General features: G+C 63.5%; 19 protein-coding genes. 6 read left to right on the forward strand and 13 right to left on the reverse strand.

From position 1 onward, the window contains the following. The first annotated feature begins 74 nt into the window (after positions 1-74). From purC to RID11_RS06200, 5 genes are read left to right on the forward strand one after another with little or no spacing between them, the layout of a single operon-like run. Positions 75-836, forward strand: a complete 762-nt coding sequence (gene purC / locus RID11_RS06180; protein WP_350136598.1) for a phosphoribosylaminoimidazolesuccinocarboxamide synthase — start codon at positions 75-77, stop codon at positions 834-836. 14 nt (positions 837-850) lie between these two features. Continuing rightward, positions 851-1,090, forward strand: a complete 240-nt coding sequence (purS, locus tag RID11_RS06185; RefSeq protein WP_350136600.1) for a phosphoribosylformylglycinamidine synthase subunit PurS — start codon at positions 851-853, stop codon at positions 1,088-1,090. Continuing rightward, positions 1,090-1,758 (forward strand): phosphoribosylformylglycinamidine synthase subunit PurQ, encoded by a 669-nt coding sequence (gene purQ, locus RID11_RS06190; RefSeq protein ID WP_350136603.1) that lies wholly within the window; start codon positions 1,090-1,092, stop codon positions 1,756-1,758. Before purS ends, purQ begins: the two co-directional genes overlap by 1 nt. A gap of 45 nt (positions 1,759-1,803) precedes the next feature. Then, positions 1,804-3,564: a sensor histidine kinase gene (locus tag RID11_RS06195; protein ID WP_350136605.1), complete on the forward strand. Its 1,761-nt coding sequence runs from the start codon at positions 1,804-1,806 to the stop codon at positions 3,562-3,564. A gap of 5 nt (positions 3,565-3,569) precedes the next feature. Further along, on the forward strand, positions 3,570-4,904 hold the full coding sequence (locus tag RID11_RS06200; protein ID WP_350136608.1) for a sigma-54-dependent transcriptional regulator: 1,335 nt from the start codon (positions 3,570-3,572) through the stop codon (positions 4,902-4,904). A 40-nt stretch (positions 4,905-4,944) separates the two neighbouring features. Here the strand turns inward: RID11_RS06200 and trpA are convergent, their stop codons facing one another. Continuing rightward, a complete protein-coding gene (gene trpA / locus RID11_RS06205; protein ID WP_350136611.1) occupies positions 4,945-5,736 on the reverse strand; it encodes a tryptophan synthase subunit alpha in 792 nt (263 codons plus the stop codon). Between the two features lie 127 nt (positions 5,737-5,863). Between trpA and ychF the strand changes: the two genes are divergently transcribed. Further along, positions 5,864-6,961, forward strand: coding sequence for a redox-regulated ATPase YchF (gene ychF, locus RID11_RS06210; protein ID WP_350136613.1), 1,098 nt, complete (start codon positions 5,864-5,866; stop codon positions 6,959-6,961). Between the two features lie 340 nt (positions 6,962-7,301). On the opposite strand, the gene RID11_RS06215 is transcribed toward ychF, so the two are convergent. The 12 genes from RID11_RS06215 to RID11_RS06270 form a co-directional block, all read right to left on the reverse strand. Continuing rightward, positions 7,302-8,840 carry a trimethylamine methyltransferase family protein gene (locus RID11_RS06215; protein ID WP_350136616.1) on the reverse strand — a complete coding sequence of 513 codons (1,539 nt, stop codon included), beginning with the start codon at positions 8,838-8,840 and terminating at the stop codon, positions 7,302-7,304. Positions 8,841-9,088: 248 nt separating this feature from the next. Then, the gene (locus tag RID11_RS06220; RefSeq protein ID WP_350136619.1) at positions 9,089-9,442 is read right to left on the reverse strand and encodes a DUF2852 domain-containing protein; all 354 of its coding nucleotides are present in this window, start codon (positions 9,440-9,442) and stop codon (positions 9,089-9,091) included. 86 nt (positions 9,443-9,528) lie between these two features. Further along, the gene (locus RID11_RS06225) at positions 9,529-10,146 is read right to left on the reverse strand and encodes a TetR/AcrR family transcriptional regulator (protein ID WP_350136621.1); all 618 of its coding nucleotides are present in this window, start codon (positions 10,144-10,146) and stop codon (positions 9,529-9,531) included. After that, entirely contained in the window at positions 10,139-11,008 is an 870-nt protein-coding gene (gene ppk2, locus RID11_RS06230; protein WP_350136623.1) for a polyphosphate kinase 2, read from the reverse strand. Before ppk2 ends, RID11_RS06225 begins: the two co-directional genes overlap by 8 nt. 37 nt (positions 11,009-11,045) lie before the next feature. Then, positions 11,046-11,984, reverse strand: coding sequence for an alpha/beta fold hydrolase (locus RID11_RS06235; RefSeq protein WP_350136625.1), 939 nt, complete (start codon positions 11,982-11,984; stop codon positions 11,046-11,048). 25 nt (positions 11,985-12,009) lie between these two features. After that, the gene (locus RID11_RS06240) at positions 12,010-12,933 is read right to left on the reverse strand and encodes a homoserine O-succinyltransferase (protein WP_350136628.1); all 924 of its coding nucleotides are present in this window, start codon (positions 12,931-12,933) and stop codon (positions 12,010-12,012) included. A gap of 27 nt (positions 12,934-12,960) precedes the next feature. Next, on the reverse strand, positions 12,961-13,833 hold the full coding sequence (locus RID11_RS06245; RefSeq protein ID WP_350136630.1) for an ATPase: 873 nt from the start codon (positions 13,831-13,833) through the stop codon (positions 12,961-12,963). Between the two features lie 114 nt (positions 13,834-13,947). Further along, the gene (locus RID11_RS06250; protein ID WP_350136632.1) at positions 13,948-15,084 is read right to left on the reverse strand and encodes an OmpP1/FadL family transporter; all 1,137 of its coding nucleotides are present in this window, start codon (positions 15,082-15,084) and stop codon (positions 13,948-13,950) included. A 138-nt stretch (positions 15,085-15,222) separates the two neighbouring features. Next, positions 15,223-16,119, reverse strand: coding sequence for a DMT family transporter (locus RID11_RS06255; RefSeq protein ID WP_350136634.1), 897 nt, complete (start codon positions 16,117-16,119; stop codon positions 15,223-15,225). Further along, a complete protein-coding gene (locus tag RID11_RS06260) occupies positions 16,120-16,926 on the reverse strand; it encodes an FkbM family methyltransferase (protein WP_350136636.1) in 807 nt (268 codons plus the stop codon). A gap of 93 nt (positions 16,927-17,019) precedes the next feature. After that, positions 17,020-18,591, reverse strand: coding sequence for a glutamine-hydrolyzing GMP synthase (guaA, locus tag RID11_RS06265; RefSeq protein ID WP_350136639.1), 1,572 nt, complete (start codon positions 18,589-18,591; stop codon positions 17,020-17,022). 59 nt (positions 18,592-18,650) lie between these two features. Beyond that, a complete protein-coding gene (locus RID11_RS06270) occupies positions 18,651-19,925 on the reverse strand; it encodes an OmpP1/FadL family transporter (protein ID WP_350136641.1) in 1,275 nt (424 codons plus the stop codon). Positions 19,926-20,198 lie beyond the last annotated feature (273 nt).

A 20,198-nucleotide genomic window follows, 5' to 3' on the forward strand; every position in this document is an offset into this window, starting at 1 on the left:
CGGGTCATGCACTATGAGAGCGCATCGGCAAGGGGCAGTTCCCGCCCCGCTTTACCGCTAGCGACGGAGGTCCCATGGCGCGGCGCAAGAAAATCTATGAAGGCAAGGCCAAGACGCTCTATGAAGGGCCGGAGCCGGGCACCATCATCCAGTATTTCAAGGATGACGCCACCGCCTTCAACGCCGAGAAGAAGGCCACCATCGAGGGCAAGGGCGTGCTCAACAACATGCTCTCGGAATATTTCATGACTGGGCTGAACAATATCGGCGTGCCGACGCATTTCATCAAGCGCATCAACATGCGCGAGCAACTGGTGCGCGCGGTGGAGATCATCCCGCTGGAAGTGATCGTGCGCAACTATGCCGCCGGGTCGATGGCCAAGCGCCTCGGCATCGAGGAAGGCACGCAACTGCCGCGCCCGATCGTCGAATACTGCCTCAAGGATGACAAGCTGGGCGACCCGCTGGTGACCGAGGAACATATCGCCGCCTTCGGCTGGGCCAGCCAGCAGGACATGGATGATATCCTCAGCCTCGCGCTGCGGGTCAATGATTTCATGGCCGGTGTGATGTTCGGCGTTGGCATCAAGCTCGTCGACTTCAAGATCGAGGTGGGCCGGGTTTATGATGGGGATTTCCAGCGCCTGATCGTGGCAGACGAGATCAGCCCCGACAGTTGCCGTCTGTGGGATATCGAGACCGGGCAGAAGCTCGACAATGACGTGTTCCGTCGTGATCTGGGCTCGCTCACCGATGCCTATACCGAGGTCGCCACCCGACTGGGCGTGATGCCCAAGTCGAGCGCCCCCATCACCCGCCCGACGCTGATCAACTGAAAGGGACCAGACCGATGAAGGCACGCGTGCATGTCATGCTCAAATCCGGCGTTCTCGACCCGCAAGGCGAGGCGGTGCGCCATGCGCTCGGATCGCTCGGATTTTCGGGCGTAGAAGGGGTGCGGCAGGGCAAGGTGATCGAGATCGACCTGGCCGAGACCGATGCCGCCAAGGCCGAGGCCGTGGTGACCGAGATGTGCGAGAAGCTGCTCGCGAATACCGTGATCGAGAGCTATTCGGTGGAGTTGGGCTGATGCACGCTGCCGTCATCGTCTTTCCCGGCTCGAACTGTGACCGCGACCTTGCCGTGGCATTCGAACGTGCGGGAGCGCGCGTTTCGATGGTCTGGCACAAGGACACGTCGATGCCCGAGGGCGTCGACATCATCGGCGTGCCGGGCGGCTTTTCCTACGGCGACTACCTGCGCTGCGGCGCGATCGCCGCGAATTCGCCGATTTGCCGCGCGGTCATGGCACATGCCGACAAGGGCGGTTACGTCCTTGGGGTCTGCAACGGCTTTCAGATCTTGACCGAAACCGGCATTCTGCCGGGCGCGCTGCTGCGAAATGCGGGACTGAAATATGTCTGCAAGCCGGTGGATCTCAATGTCACCACCGACCAGAGCGCCTTTACACAGGGCTATTCGGCGGGCAGCACCATCACCGTGCCCATTGCCCACCATGACGGCAATTATTTCGCGGATGAGACTACGCTAGACCGGCTTGAGGCCGAAGATCGGGTCGCCTTCACCTATGCCCGTAACCCTAACGGTTCGGCCCGCGATATCGCCGGGATCCTGTCGGAAAATCGCCGCGTGCTCGGCATGATGCCGCATCCCGAGCGCATGGCCGAACCGCTGCATGGCGGTAGCGACGGAGCGGCGATGTTCTCGGGTCTTGTGCAACAGCTTGCCGACGCCTGAACCACGGCGCTTGAGGGCAGGGGCCTCTGGCTCTAATCTGCGGTAATGAGGACCTCGCCGCCCAAACACAATACACCCCGCACGCGTGCCATTTCGTGGCGCGCCCGGGTCCTTCTTTTTGGGCTTTTCCTGATCGCGGTTGCTGTGGTGTTCACCACCAATCGTCTGCTCACCGACCGTTTCACCGAGAACACGCGCAACCGCGCCGAATTGCGCCTTGTGCTGTATTCCGGCAACCTTCTCTCGGAACTGCGGCAGAATGCCATCGTGCCGCAGCTTCTGGCCCGTGATCCGGCGCTTATTTCAGCGCTCAACACGCAGGATTATGCGCAGTCCACGCAGCGCCTGCTCTCCTTTCTAGAAGAGATCGGCGCAGCCTCACTCATGCTTCTGGACAAGGACGGGCGCGCAGTCGCCACGACCGAGCGTAACCGTCTGGGCGAAAATCACAAACAGGCCCCGTACTATGTCGATGCGCTGCGCTCGCGCGATACGGTGTTCAAGGTCTTGCAGGACGATGCGGGGCAGTACAACTTTACCTATTCACGCCGGATCGAAACGCAGAACGGCGTGCTTGGCGTGATCGTTGTCGCGGTCGATCTGCGCAAGTACGAGCGGGCGTGGGCGGGTATCTCGGATGCGGTGATGGTCACTGATTCCGAAGGCCGCATCATCCTCGCGACCGAACCGCGTTGGCGCGGGTTGACGGAAGGTGAGGCGCTCGCGCGGGAGCCGGCCAGCAGCGCCATCCAACGCGCGATTCAGGCGACCTCCGACTGGACCGCGCTGCCCGCCGACGCCTATGTGCGCGGCGAGGCTGTGATGCGGGTCGAGGGGCGCGTGGCATTTCGCGGCTGGCGCATCGCCAGTTTCACAACCTATGCCGCCGTGAGCGACAAGGTGAACGGGTATCTCGCGCTCGAAATCATGGGATTCGCGATTCTACTGGCGCTTGCGTTCTATTTCTTGAACCGAAAGGCGGCGCTGCGCGTGGCGCTTTTTCAGCGTGAGTCGGCGGAGCTTCGCGCATTGAACGCACGTCTGCAGCGGGAAATCGCCGAACGCCAGAGGGTGCAGGAAAACCTCGCCCAGGCCGAACAGACGCTGCAGCAAAGTTCCAAGCTTGCCGTGCTGGGCGAGATGTCGGCGGCTGTCAGCCACGAGCTCAACCAGCCGCTGGCCGCGATGAAGACCTATCTCGCGGGAGCGCGTATGCTGTTGACACGTAACCGCCCCGACGAGGCGTTGACCTCGTTCCAGCGGATCGATGACCTGATCGAGCGGATGGGTGCGATCACCAAGCAGCTCAAATCCTATGCGCGTCAGTCGGGCGATACGTTTGCCCCTGTAAATATGGGCGATGCGGTGGCCTCGGCGCTTGCCATGATGGAGCCGCAACTGCGTCAGCGCAAGATCACCATCACCCGCACCCTGCCAGATCAGCCGGTGATGATCATGGGTGACCGGGTGCGCGTGGAGCAGGTGATCATCAATCTCTTGCGCAACGCCATCGACGCGACCGAGACGGTGCCGGTTGCCAGCATCGACATCCTGCTCGCGGCGGGTGAGACGGCGGTGCTGACGGTGCGCGACAATGGCCACGGCATCGGCGACTTCAAGAACCTGTTCGAACCCTTCTACACCACCAAGCAGCCGGGTGACGGGGTCGGGCTGGGGCTTGCCATTTCCTCGGGGATCGTGAACGACCTAGGCGGGCGTCTGGTGGCGCGCAATGCACCGGATGGGGGGGCTGTATTCGAGGTCCAGCTTCCCATATTGCCTGAAGAGACCCGAGCAGCGGAGTGAGTGACATGCCTGCAGCCATGAAGATCGCAATCGTCGATGACGAAAAAGATATGCGCCAGTCGATCAGCCAGTGGCTGGCGTTGTCGGGATACGACACCGAGGCGTTTCCCTCTGCCGAGGAGGCGCTGAAGTCGCTTGGGCCCGATTATCCGGGCATCGTGGTGACGGATATCAAGATGCCGGGCATGGACGGGATGCAGTTCCTGAAAAAGCTGATGGGCTCGGACAGCTCATTGCCTGTCATCATGATAACAGGGCATGGCGATGTGCCTATGGCCGTCGAGGCGATGCGCATCGGGGCGTTCGACTTCCTGGAAAAGCCGTTCAACCCCGACCGCATGACGCAACTCGCCAAGAAGGCCACCAATGCGCGGCGCATGGTGCTCGATGCCCGCGCGCTGCGCCGGGATCTGTCGGATGGCGGGCAGTTGATGAAGAAACTCATCGGCACCTCGGGTGCGATGGAGCGGTTGCGCGAGGATATTCTCGATCTGGGACAGGCTGACGGCCATGTGCTGATCGAGGGGGAAACCGGCACCGGCAAGACGCTGGTGGCGCATGCGCTCCATGCCGTGGGGGCGCGGGCGGGGCGTAAATTTGTATCCGTTTCCTGTGCGGCGCTTGGGCACGAGGCACTGGTGGCGCGGCTGTTCGGACCGTCGCAGCCCGAGGACCCGCGCCTGCCAGCGGTCGAGGAGGCGCGTGGTGGCACGCTCGTGCTTGAGGATGTAGAGGCGCTGTCAGAGGCCGCGCAGGCGCGGCTGCTGACCTTTGTCAATGACGAGGGCACCCCGCCCGAAACCCGGATCATCGCCATTTCGAACATGCAGGATGAGGGCCGCACCTGCGAGGATGCGCTGCGCCCCGACCTTTTCTATCGGCTGGCCAGCCTGCGCATTACGGTGCCGCCACTGCGCCAGCGCGGCGAAGATATCCTGACCCTTTTCACGTCCTTCTCGGATCAGTTCGCCGAGGATTACGGGTGTGACGCGCCGCAAATCTCGGCGCAGGAGGCAACGCAGCTCTTGCAGGCGCCATGGCCGGGCAATGTGCGTCAGTTGTTCAACGTGGCCGAGCGTGCGGTGCTGCAATCGCGACGCGGCTCTGGCACGCTGACCTCGTTGCTGATGTCCGATCACGATGAGATGCAGCCTGTGATGACCACCGAGGGCAAGCCGCTCAAGGAATATGTCGAGGCGTTCGAGCGGATGCTGATCGACAACACCATGCGCCGCCACAAGGGCTCCATCGCGGCGGTGATGGAGGAGCTATGCCTGCCACGCCGCACCCTTAACGAGAAGATGGCCAAGTACGCGCTGCAACGCTCGGATTATATCTGACGGTGCCTGTGGTTTTGGCCGTGTAGGGTGCGCAGCGAGGTTACGCCTTGTGCGCCCCCGCAGCGAGGCCACGAACGAAATCAAGCACGCCCGAGACCGGTGCGCCCTTGGCGATCTCGCCCACGATGGCCGAACCCACGACGCAGCCATCGGCGACGCTCGCGATGGTCTCGGCGGTCTCCGGGCTGCGGATGCCGAAGCCCACGATCACCGGCAGGTCGGTCTGCGCCTTGATGCGGGTGACTTCCGGGCCCACATCCGCCGCCTCTGCCGCCGCCGCGCCAGTGATCCCGGTGATCGACACGTAGTAGACGAAACCGGAGGTGTTCTCGAGCACCTTGGGCAGGCGCTTGTCATCGGTGGTGGGGGTGGCGAGGCGGATGAAGTTGAGCCCTGCCTTTGAGGTCGGAATGCACAGCTCATCATCTTCTTCGGGGGGCAGGTCAACCACGATCAGGCCGTCGATCCCGGCGGCCTTGGCGTCGGTCAGAAACCGCTCCACGCCGCGATTGTAGATCGGGTTGTAATAGCCCATCAGCACGATCGGCGTGGTGTCGTCGTCTTCGCGGAATTCGCGCGCCATTTGCAGCGTTTTCTCCAGCGTCATGCCGCCTGCAAGCGCGCGTTGACCGGCCAGTTGAATGGTCGGCCCGTCGGCCATCGGATCGGTGAAGGGCACGCCCAACTCGATGATATCGACACCCGCCTCCGGCAGGCCCTTCATCACCTCGAGAGAGCGCTGGTAATCCGGATCGCCGGCCATGATGTAGGAGACAAACGCCTTTTTACCGGCGGCTTTCAGCTCTGCGAATTTCGCGTCGATACGTGTCATGCGGGCCTGTCCTTCGAATGGGTCCGTGCGGGTTTGGCGCAAAGCGCGGGGGAAATCAATGCCCGGCTTGACCTTGCCCCGTGCAAACCCGTAGATGCGCGCAATTCACCGCAGGAAAGGGGCTGTCATGGGCTTTAAAATGGGAATCGTGGGCCTGCCCAATGTCGGCAAATCCACGCTCTTCAACGCGCTCACCCGAACCGCTGCCGCACAGGCGGCAAACTTTCCGTTCTGCACCATCGAGCCCAATGTCGGCGAGGTGGCGGTGCCCGATGCGAGGCTCGACAAGCTGGCGGCGATTGCTGGATCGAAACAGATCATCCCGACGCGGATGACCTTTGTCGATATCGCGGGGCTGGTGAAGGGTGCCTCAAAGGGCGAGGGGCTCGGCAATCAGTTTCTGGCGAATATTCGCGAGGTGGATGCCATTGCACATGTGTTGCGGTGCTTCGAGGATGGTGACGTGACCCATGTCGAGGGGCGCGTCGATCCGGTCGCGGATGCCGAGGTGATCGAGACCGAGTTGATGCTGGCGGACCTTGATTCCATTGAGAAAAGACGGGCTGGACTGGTGCGCAAGCTGAAGGGTGGGGACAAGGAGGCGGTGCAGGCGGACCGGCTCTTGGCGCTCGCGCAGGCGGTGCTGGAAGAGGGCAAGCCGGCGCGGACTGTCGAGATCGACGACGAGGATCTCAAGGCTTGGAAGATGCTGCAATTGCTGACCTCGAAGCCGGTGCTCTATGTCTGCAATGTCGAGGAAAGCAATGCCGCTGAGGGCAATGCCCATAGTCAAGCGGTGGCCCAGATGGCCGCCGCGCAGGGCGCGGGCAGTGTTGTGATTTCGGCGCAGATCGAGGAAGAGATCAGCCAGCTTGATCCGGATGAAGCCTTTGTTTTCCTTGAGGAAATGGGGCTGGAAGAGGCGGGGCTGGATCGGTTGATCCGGGCGGGATACGAGCTGTTGCATCTGGAGACCTACTTCACCGTCGGGCCCAAGGAAGCGCGGGCCTGGACCATTCAGAGCGGCACGCCTGCGCCCAAGGCGGCGGGGGTCATCCACGGCGATTTCGAGAAGGGATTTATCCGCGCTGAAACAATCGCTTACGAGGATTTCGTCACCCTTGGGGGCGAGCAGAAGGCCAAGGATGCGGGCAAGATGCGGGCCGAGGGCAAGGCTTATGTCGTGAAGGATGGCGACGTTCTGCACTTCCTGTTCAACACCTGAGCAGGGCGATTTTCGGCGGTCTGTATCACGTCGGTATTCTGTCGGTATCGCGTCGGTGGGGTGAATGGGCCTTTGGCTGCCGTTGAAACCTGCCCGCGCGAAACGCACCGAAGGTGCCGTGCGATCGTCATGCCAGAGGCATGCCTCCGGCATGAAGCCGTCCCGCGGCCTGGCGATTTGATAGGGCGCGCAACGTGTCGAGTTACGACTGACTTGGCTGGGATAAAGCGCGGACATCTGCCGTTGCATCGCCAGTCCCCGGCCCTGCGATCACGCGGCACCTTCTGGCGGGGCGCAAGGTTCGCTCAAGGACCTTCTTGCGCCTGACGGACGCAATGCCTCACGCCGGAAGATGGATCCGGAACCGTTCGCGGATAGCGCGGTCCGTCATGGGGTCGAACCGGGCCGCCGCGCGCTCCGACAGGATCTTCATCTTCTTCTCGGTGGCCTTCTCGATCAGGTCGGGCTTGCCCAACTCGTCCCATTCCTTGGGCGAGAAGCGGTTGGCGAGGCTGGGATAGACGTAATCGGTCTGCATCCGGCCGAGGGTTTGCGCGGACCCGAGGTAATGCCCCGGCCCGCCGATGCAGGCGCTTCGGATCACATCGACGCTGAGCGTGTCCTCGTCCACTTCGATACCGCGCGTGCAACGCAGGGCCTGACCGATCAGGTCATCGCCAAGAATGAGCGATTCGAGACAGAAGCCGAGGAGCGAGGCATGCATGCCCGCCGCCTCGTAGACCATGTTGAGCCCCGAGAGCCCGGCCATGACATTCGACATCGCCTGTTCCCACCCGGCCTGCATATCGGGCAACTTGGCATCGGCGATGCCCGCTGCGGCCCCTCCGGGCAGGCCGTAGAATTTGTGCATCTGCGCGCAGCCTGCCGACAGGAGCGCCTGTTCGCCCGATCCGCCTGACATCGCGCCGGTGCGCAGGTCGCTGACGAAGGGCCATGTGCCGAAGATCGCCGGATGCCCCGGTTTGACCGCGTTCACATAGACGAGCCCCGCGAGGCATTCGGCCATGGCTTGCACGATGGCCCCGGCGATGGGGGCGGGGGCGGTGGCCCCGGCTTGCCCCGCCGACAGAAGCAGGACGGGCATGCCGCCGCGAATGCATTCCTCCATCACGAGGCAGGATTCGGTGGCGAATTTCATCGGCGGGACGACGAAGCAGTTGGAGTTGCTGACGAAGGGGCGGGCGCGCCATTTGTCCTCGCCGCCGACGATCAGGTGCAGCATCTCCATCGCGTCGCCGACGAAGCCCGGCTCGGTAAAGGACACGCCGACATGTTTCGTGGTGCCCGCGCAGCAGCCGTAGAGCGTGTTGAGGTCCATCTCGCGGTTGTCGGTAATGTCGCGGCAGACCATCGGGCGTTGCAGGAAGTGGATGTTGTCGAGTTGATCGACGATGCGGGCGGCGTCGTGGAGATCCTGCAGGGTGCTGTCGCGATAGGTGCGGGTGTGGACATCAACGACGCTGACCGCAGCACCCGCCGTGCCGTAATGCACGCGGTGGCCCGAAAGGTCGAGATCATGGCGTGCCTCGCGGCCATGCAGGGTGAGGCTGCGGTTGGCGCGGGCGATGGTGCCCTCGATCAGGGCGCGGGGAAAACGGATGCGCCCGTCCTCGCCCTGAATGGCACCGGCCCCGGTCAGGTAGGCCACGCCCGAGGGGGGCGCGTCGGCAAGGCCGATCTGTTCGAGCGCGTCGAGCACGGCTGCGTGAATGCGCTGCATCTGTGTGTCAGAGAGCGGGCGGTAGGTGCCGCCCTCAAGTCCGGGGCGGATCGGGCGGAGGGCGTCGGAGAGCGGGTTGGCGCGGGCCGTGCGACGGGCCTCGCGGCCACCGGCGCGACGCGTCTTGGTCTGGGTCATGATGTGGGAAACCTCTCGGAGATCAGGGAAAACGCTGTCGGCTCAGCCCTGTCCCGGTCGTCCGCGCGCGGCGAGGCCGCGCACCGCGCCAATCGTGCGGATCACCAGCGCGATCTTGCTGCGTGGATGCATGCGCGTTGTCCTCCCTCAGAGGTTCAGCGAACCTGATTCGGGGGGGTATGTCTGTTCCGTTTCCGACCCGATGTCGCATCAGGAGCGGGGCCTGTGCAGGACAGGCCCCGGTCTGGTCAGGCGTTGCCGTCGCGGCGCTCTGCCATGAACTGATCGAACTCCGCCTTGTCGCGTGCGTCGCGCAGGCGTTGCAGGAAGGCGTCGAACTGCTCCTGTTCCTCCTCCAGACGGCGCAGCGTGTCGGCCTTGTAGGCGTCAAAGGCGCTGTTGCCGGAGGGGGCGTGGCGGGTCAGGCGGGCGGATGTGCGGCTGCAGGACATGCGATTGCTCCAGATCATGTAGCCCAGGATGGCGAGGCCGATGGGCCAGAAGACGATGAAGCCCAGAACCATGGCGATGATCCAGGCGGGTTTGCCCTGCCGGTCGAGCCAGGTTTCGGCCCGTGCGGGCCATGCGGCGATGGTGGACATGGGTGCTCCTCTTGCGGTGTAAATGTAACTAACATTAACATAGATGGGAGTGGCAATCCAACCTGCAAGGGGGGGTGCAGAAATTTTCAGGCGTCGGGCGGGATGAGGCCGAGGCCGCGCAGATAGACCGCGATGCCCGACTCGAGCAGGTCTTCGGGCGGAAAGGGCGCGCGCGCGCCGGGATTGCCGCGCGCGAAAAGCTCGACCACGCCGTGGCTCATCGCCCAGACATGGGCCGCGAACATCGCCGCAGGCGGGCGGCGGTCGGGCGGCAGATGGGCCGAGAGCGCCTCGGCGGAGCGGATGAGAATGGCCTGCGCGCGCCCGGCGGCATCAGCGAGTTCGGGGCTGGTATTCACCGACAGGCCGGATTCGAACATCGCCACGTAATGCCCGGCATTGCTGCGCGCGAACTCCAGATAGGTGCGGCCCGTCGCCATGAAGGCCGCCAGCGGATTGGGCTGGCCACCGTCAAAGGCCGCCTCCATGCGGGTGACGAAGATTTCGTAGCCCTGGCGCGCGGCCTCGGCGATCAGTGCCTCGCGCCCCGAGAAATGCCGGTAGGGGGCGGCGGGCGAGACACCGGCCAGCTTGGCGGCCTCGGCCATGGTAAAGCCCTGCGGCCCGCGTTCGGCAATCAGGTCGAGCGTCGCCTCGACCAGTGCCTGCCGCAGGTTGCCGTGGTGATAGCCCTGTTTAGCCATTCCAGAGCTCGGGCCCGCCTGCGATGGTGGCGTCGTGGGTGCCCACGGCGCGGGCGTTCTTGCGGGTATAATCGAGGCTGCTCAGCACCTGCCGGATCGCGGCCAGCCGGGCGCGGCGCTTGTCATCGCTGCGGATCACGGTCCAGGGGGCGTGCAGGCTGTGGCTGCGGGTCAGGGTTTCGTCGATGGCGTTGCTGTACTGCTCCCATCGCGGCAGGCCTTCGACGTCGATGCGGCTGAGTTTCCACTGTTTGAGGGGGCTTTGTTCGCGCACCAGAAAGCGGCGCAACTGCTCGGCGCGGCCGACATTCAGCCAGAATTTGAAGAGATGGATGCCCTCGTCGACCAGCATGCGTTCGAAATCGGGCACTTGCCGGAAGAAATATTCGCGTTCGGTCGCGGTGCAGAAGCCGAAGACATGCTCGATCACGCCGCGATTGTACCAGCTGCGGTCATAGAACACGATCTGGCCGCCGGCGGGCAGGTGGTCGATATAGCGCTGGAAATACCATTGCGTGGCCTCGGTATCGGAGGGTTTGGGCAGGGCCACGACACGCGCGCCGCGCGGATTGAGGTTCTCGCGGAACCGCTTGATGGTGCCGCCTTTGCCGGCGGCGTCGCGCCCCTCAAAGACGATGGCCACGCGCGCGCCGGTCTCGCGCGCCCAGTGCTGGAGTTTGACCAGTTCGATCTGGAGGTGCTCAAGTTCCTTTTCATAGACCTTCTTGGCCATGCGTTCGGAATAGGGAAAGGACGGGTCGAGCACGTCGCCCTTGTCGGCCCGGCGGATGGCGTCGCGCACCTCGCGGGGGGCGTCGTTTTCGAAAAAGGCGCTGATCGCGCCGTCAAAGGGGAGCTCCATGCCGGGCCTCATTCTTGTGGTGCCCCAGTATGGCGGCTCACTCCGGCGGGCGCAATCCGGCGCGGGCGGCGGCGTGGTGGATGGCGGCGATGACCTCGTCAGTGGCGGCATGGTGGGGCATGTGGCCGATGCCGTCGAGAGCAGTGAGATTGGCACCGTCCACCTGCTCGGCGAGGGGCTGCGAATGGATCGTGATGCCGACCGTCGTGTCGGCGGTGCCGTGGACGATCTCGACCGGGAGTGCGAGTTCGTCGTAGCGGGGGTGCAGCGCCTCGATCTCCGAAAGCAGGTTGGCGCGTTGCAGGGCGTTGGCGCGCAAGCTGTGGCGCCGCAGGGTCAGCCCCGCGCCGATATGATCGAGATAGCCCTCGGGGGGCGCTTGCGGGGTGAAAATCTCTGACACGGCCTGTTCGACGCGGGCATCATCGACATAGGCGGTGATGAACGGGATCACCAGCGGGCCAAGGATGGGATGCGAGAGCACGCGGTAATAGGCGGAAAGGCCGCTCTCCCACGGCTTGGCCGCGCCCGCCAGATCGACGAGGGCGGCGATATGGTCGGGCTGCGTGACCGCCCAGGCCAGTGCCACCGCGCCGCCGTAGCTGTGTCCGAGCACGATGGGCCGCTCTGCACCGAACTGCGCGGCGGCCTTTTGCAGGAGTGCTGCCTGTTGGGTGATCGTGGCGCCGGTACGGTTGATCCGGTCGGTATATCCGAGGCCCGGACGGTCGAGCACGATGACGCGGTAGTCGTTTGCCAGGCGCGGGGCAAGATCAAAGGTCATGTCGCGGGTGTTGCCCGAGGCCCCGTGAATGAGCACCAGATCGGGGACCGAACCGTCATCGGGGCCCATGACCACGCCGTGCACTTGGGTGCCGTCGACCTCGATGATCTGACCCTCGGGGGGGAAGGCGGCCTCGGCCTTTGCCTCGTGCAGGCGGGCGCGATGTTGCGTCCAGCCCCAGAGCGCGGCCATGACAATCGCAAATATAATCAGTGATTTAACGGCCAATGTTCATCTGCTCGAACGGGGTGGTCTGGTAAATCTGATTGATCCAGTTGCCATAGAGCAGATGCGCGTGGCTGCGCCAGCGGTTCGAGGGCGGGCACGCGGGATCGTCGCCGGGATAGTAGTTGCAGGGCACGTTGATCGGCGTGCCAGTTGCGACGTCGCGGTCATATTCCTGTTTCAGCGTGTCGCTGTCATATTCGAAATGGTTGAAGATGTAGAGCGCGCGGCGGGCGGTATCCTCGACCAGACAGGGGCCGACCTCGTCGCTGTCGAGCAGGATATGCAGGCCCGGCACCGCCTCGATCTCGGCGCGCTTCATTTCGGTCCAGCGGCTGACGGGGATGACGCAATCGTCGGAAAAGCCGCGCAGATAGGGCGACGCCGGGTCCATGTTGCGGTGCCGGAAGCAGCCGAAGGCCTTGTGGCCCAGCATATGCTTTTTGACGCCGTGGAAATGGTTGATCATCGCCATCCCGCCCCAGCAAACGCCGAAGGTGGAATGCACATGGGTCTGGGTCCACTCGAAAACGCGGGCCAACTCGTCCCAATAGGTGACGGCGTCGAAGTCGAGATGTTCGATCGGCGCGCCGGTGATGATCAGCCCGTCATATTTGTCGCCTGAGGTCGCGACCTCATCGAAGGGGCGATAAAAGCTTTCCATATGCTCGGCGGCGGTGTTCCTGGTCTGGTGTTCAGACATGCGGATCAGATCAAGCTCGATCTGCAGGGGCGTGGCCCCGATCAGCCGGGCGAACTGGTTCTCGGTCTGAATCTTCATGGGCATAAGGTTCAGCAGTCCGATGCGCAGGGGGCGGATATCCTGCCGCGATGCCTGATCCGGGTCCATCACCATCACCCCCTCGCGCGTGAGCACGGCATAGGCGGGCAGATTGGCGGGCATCTTGATGGGCATGGGGCAGGGGTCCTTGGTTGACTGGCCTCAGATAGGGGTATCGGTCCGGCGCTCAAGGGCTGTCGCGATCAGGTGATCGAAATCGGCGCCGTTGCGGACCTGCGCCACCTCGTCGGCGCTGACTGAGATACCCCATTTGACCATGGCCTCGTAGCGCGGCTGACGATGTGCGAGGGCGCGGGCATAGGTCCAGCGGATAAAGCTGTCTGGATCAACTTCGTCCGCTTGGCACTTGTTTTTCTTCAGATACTCCTCCCATGCGGCGTCGAGGAATTCGGGCTGGTAGGCCATCGGCTTGGGCGCGCGGTCAAAGCGGCGGATCAGTTCGGCGGTATGCGCGTCTGAGCCTTCGATATAGATCAGCAGGCAGTGGCGGGCGAGTTCGGTCAGCAATGGGTCGTATGGGTCGTCGCCATCCACCCATTCGCAGATCGACCCGCCGGTGTCGCAGATGAAGTTTGGGTAGCCATAGAGCCGCTCGGCACGCTCGATGAAATAGCCGGTATCCATCAGCGCGTTGATCTCGGCCTGACGGAACTGATCCTGACGGCGGCGGTAGTCCTCGATCGGCATGCCGCCCTTCTCGGGGTCGCCCGGCTTGCCCAGATAGGTCGAGACCGGGGCGAGATTGTGGAAGGTAATGTTGGAGCCGATATAGATCGAGTCCGAGAGCAGAAGGTCGCGCAGGAAGGGCACCTGCATGGCATGCGCCTTGGCGTTGTCGACAATCAGCTCGCCCATGTAGCGGGTGCCGATGCGGTAGTCGATGGAATAGTGGAACCACCCGCCCTGATCGCGCAGCAGGTTGGAGACATGGGTCTTGCCCAGGCCCGACATGCCATAGAACAGCACCCGTTTATGCGTCGCGTCACGCCAGTCCTGCGCGGTCTGATAGATCATCGCCTGTCCCCTTTGGTCATGGTGCTACAAAGACCGCGCGGGGGCGTCAAATGCAAACATGAAAAAGCCCCGCCGGGTGAGCGGCGGGGCGAATGGTTTCGGCTCGGGATGGCGTCAGAAGCGCAGGCCGAGCTTGAGGCCGAAGGCGATGCCGTCGTTGTTTCTGAACGAGGCGACCGAGGTCTGGGCATTGCCGATGTCGATATAGGACAGCCCGCCGGTCACTTCCCAGGTTTCGGTCTCGTGGGTGAGGGCCACGGTGTAGCTCATGAAGCCGTCGGTGCCTTCGAGGTTGCCGACCTGGTTGCCGGTCTGCTCTTCGTAGCCCAGGATGAACGCCCCGCTCCAGTTTTCGTTGAAGCGGCGACCGATGCCGAGGCGGTAGGTATAGACGTCTTCGGTGCCGAAGGCGATTGGGGTGGTCACGGGCACGCCGGTGGCGAAGTTGAAGAAATCCTGCGGAGCCACCTGGAATTCGGACCATTCGCGCCAGCGCACGGAGCCGAAAAGAAGCGTGTCCTTGGCGATGCCGGACTGGGCGTGCAGCGTCCAGGATTCCGGCAGCTTGACCTCGAACGGTGCGCCGGTGTTGTCGCTGAACTCGTGTTCAGTCTCGGATTCGTAGGTCAGGGCGACCCGCAGGGCGATATCGGGGATTTCATAGGCGGCGCCGAACATGTAGCCGACCTGGAAATCCTTGCTCACCGAGAGTGAGTAGCTGCCTGTTGTGCCGGGGCCGGGGGGCGTCGCGGTGGGGGGAAGGCCGCCAGTGCCGGGGGACACCACCAGAATGCTGCCGCTCAGGCCGACATAGCTGAGGCCGCCATAGACGCTGAACCGGTCGGTCGCCTTGTATTTCGCCATGCCGGTGTAGCGCACCGATTCGACCGAGGCGGTCGAGGTGCCGAAGAACGATCCGCCGCCAAAGGTCGTCGGACCATCATAGGTCACGTCCGCCCCCACCGGTTCGTCGATCACGAAGGCGAGGGAGACCTTGTCGTTCAGCTGGTGTTTGTAGCCGAGGCCGAAGTTCTGGTAGCGGTCCTGGATGTCGCCGGTGGGCGCACCGGGCGCGCCGGGGCGCGCAACGCCGCTCACGTCGGGGTCGACTGAGGTGACGGAGAACTCGACGTAGTTCTTGCCCTCTTCGAAAAGGAGCTGTGACGCGTCCCCGCGCCGCTCGATCCCGCCTGCCTGTGCGGCTCCCGCGAGCAGGGTGAGTCCTGTCGCTGCCAATGCGTATTTCTTCATGATGTCCCTCTCCTCCTGATTGCTTGGCGTCACATTACCGTTACGCGATTGCCGGTCAATCTTTGACGCGGCGTCACGGATGCGCAGGGGTTGGGCGGTGGCGAGATCGACACAGTTTTCACAAGAATCCGTGTGAAATCAGTAACGTTTTCGTGTTTCAAACCAGAGATTGAGGTAATTCGCTCCGAAAATGACGGCCGCACCGAGCAGGGTGAAGGCATCTATCGCCTCGCCATAGACCATGAGGCCGATCACCGCGATCAGCGGCAGGCGCAGGAAGTCGACCGGCGTGATCACGGTGGCGGGCGCGATGGAGAGCGCGGTGGTCAGGCACACATGCGCCATCAGCCCGGCGCAGCCGATGACGATCAGCCACGGGGCCGAGGCAGGCGAGGGCAGGGCGATGTCGCCGTCTAACCCGGCGCATATCAGGCCGAAGACGATCTGCGTGAGCGTCATCCAGAAGAGGATGCAGGTCAGCGTCTCGGTGCGGGTCAGGCGCTTGGTGGCGAGGATGGAGCCGGCAAAGCCGATGGCGGCGGCGGCGGCGGCCAGGGTGCCTGCGTTGATCGTCTCGGGCGAGGGGCGCGCGACGATCAGGATGCCGGTGAAGCCGATCACCGCAGCGAGGGCGCGCACGCGGGTCATCCGCTCGCCCAGCACCAGCGGCGAGAGCACCAGAACCCAGAGCGGCGAGGTGAATTCGAGCGCGAAGACCTGTGCCAGCGGGATCATGGTGATGGCGTAGAACCACAGGTTCTGTCCGGTGAAATGGCTGAGATTGCGGATGAGATGCAGGCCGGGCGAGCGGGTGGTGATGCTGCGGGAGTGACCGGTGAGGCGGGCCACGCAGATCACGAGGACAAAGCCGACGATGCTGCGATACATCATGATCTCGAACGTATCGAGCTCAAAGCTGACCGCGCGGCCTGCCACCGCCATCGAGGAGAACGAGACCACCGCGCCCAGCATCCAGAGACCGGCGCGCAGCACGGCGCGCGGATCGGTGCCTGGCGGAGTGACGGTGAGGGTCATTCAGCCGCGCCACCAGACCTCGGGGATCACGACGTCGGGATTGGCCGGTACGTTCGGATGGTCCTGCGGATGGGGCAGGGACACCACGCCCCCCGTCGCCAGATCGGCCAGGCGATCACGGCGCAGATAGCTAACCTCGAACACCGGCGGCACCTCGAGCCCCCTGCAGGTGGCAAGAGGTGAGTAGTTGTTGGCGTGCATGTGAACGATCGCAAACTGGCTGTGAAGTTTGCGAAACACCGCCTTGATCAAAGGCAGGCTGTTGCGTTCGAAAATCCGCTCCATCGAATGGTATTCGATCACCATCATGCGGAACTTGCTAAGCGTCTCGACAGAGCTTTCGATCAGCACGTCAAATTCAGCGCCCTCGATATCCATCTGAAGGACAAGATCATTTACTGCTTGATCGCCTAGCTTTTGGGTCATCCAGCTGTTGAGCGTTGTAAAGGTGTCGTCATTATAGGCGCCGAGGAACTTTTTATCGAACTCGAACAAGGGATTATCCATTGGGGGATTATCAACACTGGCATCGGCGAGAAACGATGTGATGCCATAGTCACGTGCAATATGCTCTTCAAAGTCCGCTGTGACCGACACGCCGGGTGAAAAGCAATGGGTAATTCCGTCAAAATCGTCGGGCATCATGTAGCCACCGTCGCCGTCACCGCCAATGCGCACAAGACGCGTCGGCGTATAGGCGGCCCGAAAGTCACTTATCAACTCTTCGACGTCGGACCGCTCGGCTGCCGCTTGGCGGATATAGCCGTGGTCCAGCAATTTGGGGCCGAAAAACTTTCTAAGGAACATGTTACCTCCTGTCCTGGCACAGCTGTGCCCGCGCGCGTCGTGCATCCCCCAAACAGCGGGTTTGCCAGTAAACGCCGTGACGAGATCCGCCGGTCATTCCCACTCAATCGTGCCCGGAGGTTTCGAAGTGATATCATAGGTGACGCGGTTGATGCCCTTGACCTCGTTGATGATGCGGGTCGCGGTTTCGCCGAGGAAGTCGTGGCTGAACGGGTAGTAATCCGCCGTCATGCCGTCGACGGAGGTCACCGCGCGCAGGGCGCAGGCGAAATCATAGGTGCGCCCGTCGCCCATGACGCCGACGGTGCGCACCGGCAGGATGGCGACGAAGGCCTGCCAGATCTCATCATAAAGCCCGTGTTTGCGAATCTGGTCGATATAGACCGCGTCGGCCTTGCGCAGGATCTCCAGCTTTTCGCGGGTGATCTCGCCGGGGCAGCGGATGGCGAGGCCGGGGCCGGGGAAGGGGTGGCGGCCGATGAAGCTGTCGGGCAGGCCCAACTCGCGGCCCAGGGCGCGGACCTCGTCCTTGAAGAGTTCGCGCAGCGGCTCGACCAATTTCAGGCCCATCTTTTCGGGCAGGCCGCCGACATTGTGGTGCGACTTGATCGTGACCGAGGGGCCGCCCGAGAAGCTGACGCTTTCGATCACGTCGGGGTAGAGCGTGCCCTGCGCGAGAAACTCTGCGCCCTCGATTTCGTTGGCGTGTTTCTGGAACACGTCAATAAACAGGCGGCCGATGATCTTTCTCTTTGTTTCCGGGTCACTTACACCGTCAAGCTCACCCAGAAACAGCTCTGATTCATCGGCGTGGATCAGCGGGATGTTGTAGTGGTCGCGGAACATCGAGACCACTTCCACCGCCTCGTTCTGGCGCAGCAGGCCGTGATCGACGAATACGCAGGTCAATTGATCACCGATCGCCTCGTGCAGCAGCACCGCCGCGACCGAGGAATCGACGCCACCGGAGAGGCCGCAAATGACCGGGCTGTCGCCCACTTGCGCGCGGATCTTGGCAATCGCCTCTTCGCGGTAGGCACCCATGGTCCAGTCGCCCTTGAAGCCCGCGAGTTTCACGAAATTCTCATAGAGCCGCTTGCCGTCCGGGGTGTGGTGCACCTCTGGGTGGAACTGCACCGCGTAAAAGCGGCGCGCACGGTCGGCAGTCATCGCGAAGGGCGCGCCCGGCGAGGTGGCCAGAACCTCGAATCCTGGTGCGATTTCAGAGACATGGTCGCCGTGGCTCATCCAGACCTGCGCGCGGCCCGCGCCATCGGTGAACCAGCCCTCGATCAATTCGCTTTGCAACCCGGTGGGCGTGACCCAGGCGCGGCCGAATTCGGCGGTGGCATGCTCGCCCGCCTCGACCTTGCCGCCCAGATCCTGCATCATGACCTGCTGGCCATAGCAGATGCCCAAGATCGGCACGCCGAGGTCATAGGCGGCCTGCGGCGGGCGCGGGCTGCCGTCGCGGGTCACGCTGTCGGGACCGCCGGAGAAGATGATCGCGCGCGGTGCGATCTCTTGCAGGAGCGCGTCGGTCACGTTCTGATAGGGGTGGATTTCGCAATAGACGTTCAACTCGCGCAGGCGGCGCGCGATCAGCTGCGTTACCTGGCTGCCGAAGTCGATGATCAGGAGGCGGTCATGGGATATCTGGCTCATGCGCTGCCTAGTAGAACGCGCGCCGCATCTGCGCAAGAGAAAGCGGCGCGCGGGCGGTGTTACCAGCGATAGCTGAGCCCGGTTGCGATCTCGTGCTGCTTCATGCGGATGCGCACATCTTGCGGGGCCCCGGTGAGCGCCGGGTTGTTGCCCGAAAAGCTGTTCGAGAAGGCATGCGTGTACGAAAAGGTGAAGGCCCAGCGGTCGTTGATGCGGTAGGTGCCGCCCGCCGAGAGGTGCCATTGCGGGGTCGCGGGGGCGATGGTGTTGATCACCACGTCGCCGGAATTGCCGATGAACTCGGTCGAGTAGCTGACGCCGGTGCGCAGGGTCAGCTGATCGGATCTGCGCCAGATCGCGGCGAGCCGCCAGACATCGACATCCTGCCAGCCGAAGCCGACACCGTTTGCGCCACCCAGAGGACCGCCCGGCGGGGCGCTGGTATTGGCGATGGCATCGACCCCGCCGTAATAGATGCGCTGATATTCGGCGGTGATGGTCCAGTCGGGGGCGGCGCGGGGGGTGTAGGCCGCGCCGAGGGTGAGCATGGCGGGGATGTCGAATTCGCCGCCATCGGCAAATAGGCCCTTGTAGCGGCTGAATTCGGACATCTGGATCTTGTTGCGATAGGCCGCGCCGAGCGTCCATTCGGGGCTGGCCTCAAAGAGCAGGCCGAGGTTGAGACCGAGGCCGGTCGACCAGTCATGGCCGCGATTGGTGACATCATTGGGGGCGACCGAGAGACCGGAAAAGGCCTGCAAGCCCTGCGCCTTGAAGCGTTGCACCGCGAGGATGGGCGAGATCCCGAGAGTCAGGCGGTCGCTGACCTGACGCGCGTAATTGACGGTGATGAAGGCCTGTTCGAGATTGACGCCGACGGGAGAGGAGCCGGCCCCGAGACCGGCGAAGAAATTGGTGTCGAACTCGGTGTTCATGCCGCCATTGGCGAAGACGAACACGCCGAGTGACGAGCGGTCATCCAGCGCCCAGTTAGCCCCGCCGCAGGGGATGAAGAAGACGTCGGTTTCGCTGGAATGGGTGCCGGGGGTCAAGGAGGGGCCGGGCGCGGGGTTGGGCTGAATGCGGACGTCGCGATTGGGGGCGAAGGTGGTCAGGCAGAACCCGGCGCTGTTGCCGACCTTGACGCCGGTGGCGGGGTTCTGCGCCATGCCGAGAACACCGGTCGGCACCGCCACGCCCGCGCCCGCCATGCCCTTGGACTGGCCACCATAGCCATTGGCGAAATAGCCGTTGGTGGCCTGCGCCGGGGCCGCCAGCAGGCTGACCCCGAGGAGTGCGCAAGTCGCGATGCCGCGCGTGAAAACCGTGATCATACCCTTGTCCCTTTACGTTTCGAGCGGTGAACCCGCCTCTGTCAGATTTACGTGGCCCGCGCCAGAGTTGGTGGCGTCTTGCGGTGCAACCCGGGCCGTGAGACTCACACATTACGTTTTCGGAATGTAAAAGCGCGTTCACTTTTGCGTGTGGCCTCGGCGCAGGCGGCGCGGGGCGTGGGGCCGGGTCATGTCGCTTTTACCCCCCATGCGACGGAATCCGCGCCTGTCCACGCGGCCTGAGACGTTAAAACGACGCAAACGCCTGCCCGG

It is taken from the genome of Roseovarius sp., from assembly GCF_040219995.1.
Classification (GTDB): Bacteria; Pseudomonadota; Alphaproteobacteria; order Rhodobacterales; family Rhodobacteraceae; genus Roseovarius.

Excerpts from the sequence above, each read along its gene's own strand:
- purC (WP_350136598.1), top strand. The coding sequence starts at position 75 with ATGGCGCGGCGCAAGAAAATCTATGAAGGCAAGGCCAAGACGCTCTAT.
- purS (WP_350136600.1), top strand. The coding sequence starts at position 851 with ATGAAGGCACGCGTGCATGTCATGCTCAAATCCGGCGTTCTCGACCCG.
- purQ (WP_350136603.1), top strand. The coding sequence starts at position 1,090 with ATGCACGCTGCCGTCATCGTCTTTCCCGGCTCGAACTGTGACCGCGAC.
- RID11_RS06195 (WP_350136605.1), top strand. The coding sequence starts at position 1,804 with ATGAGGACCTCGCCGCCCAAACACAATACACCCCGCACGCGTGCCATT.
- RID11_RS06200 (WP_350136608.1), top strand. The coding sequence starts at position 3,570 with ATGCCTGCAGCCATGAAGATCGCAATCGTCGATGACGAAAAAGATATG.
- trpA (WP_350136611.1), bottom strand. The coding sequence starts at position 5,736 with ATGACACGTATCGACGCGAAATTCGCAGAGCTGAAAGCCGCCGGTAAA.
- ychF (WP_350136613.1), top strand. The coding sequence starts at position 5,864 with ATGGGCTTTAAAATGGGAATCGTGGGCCTGCCCAATGTCGGCAAATCC.
- RID11_RS06215 (WP_350136616.1), bottom strand. The coding sequence starts at position 8,840 with ATGACCCAGACCAAGACGCGTCGCGCCGGTGGCCGCGAGGCCCGTCGC.
- RID11_RS06220 (WP_350136619.1), bottom strand. The coding sequence starts at position 9,442 with ATGTCCACCATCGCCGCATGGCCCGCACGGGCCGAAACCTGGCTCGAC.
- RID11_RS06225 (WP_350136621.1), bottom strand. The coding sequence starts at position 10,146 with ATGGCTAAACAGGGCTATCACCACGGCAACCTGCGGCAGGCACTGGTC.
- ppk2 (WP_350136623.1), bottom strand. The coding sequence starts at position 11,008 with ATGGAGCTCCCCTTTGACGGCGCGATCAGCGCCTTTTTCGAAAACGAC.
- RID11_RS06235 (WP_350136625.1), bottom strand. The coding sequence starts at position 11,984 with ATGGCCGCGCTCTGGGGCTGGACGCAACATCGCGCCCGCCTGCACGAG.
- RID11_RS06240 (WP_350136628.1), bottom strand. The coding sequence starts at position 12,933 with ATGCCCATCAAGATGCCCGCCAATCTGCCCGCCTATGCCGTGCTCACG.
- RID11_RS06245 (WP_350136630.1), bottom strand. The coding sequence starts at position 13,833 with ATGATCTATCAGACCGCGCAGGACTGGCGTGACGCGACGCATAAACGG.
- RID11_RS06250 (WP_350136632.1), bottom strand. The coding sequence starts at position 15,084 with ATGAAGAAATACGCATTGGCAGCGACAGGACTCACCCTGCTCGCGGGA.
- RID11_RS06255 (WP_350136634.1), bottom strand. The coding sequence starts at position 16,119 with ATGACCCTCACCGTCACTCCGCCAGGCACCGATCCGCGCGCCGTGCTG.
- RID11_RS06260 (WP_350136636.1), bottom strand. The coding sequence starts at position 16,926 with ATGTTCCTTAGAAAGTTTTTCGGCCCCAAATTGCTGGACCACGGCTAT.
- guaA (WP_350136639.1), bottom strand. The coding sequence starts at position 18,591 with ATGAGCCAGATATCCCATGACCGCCTCCTGATCATCGACTTCGGCAGC.
- RID11_RS06270 (WP_350136641.1), bottom strand. The coding sequence starts at position 19,925 with ATGATCACGGTTTTCACGCGCGGCATCGCGACTTGCGCACTCCTCGGG.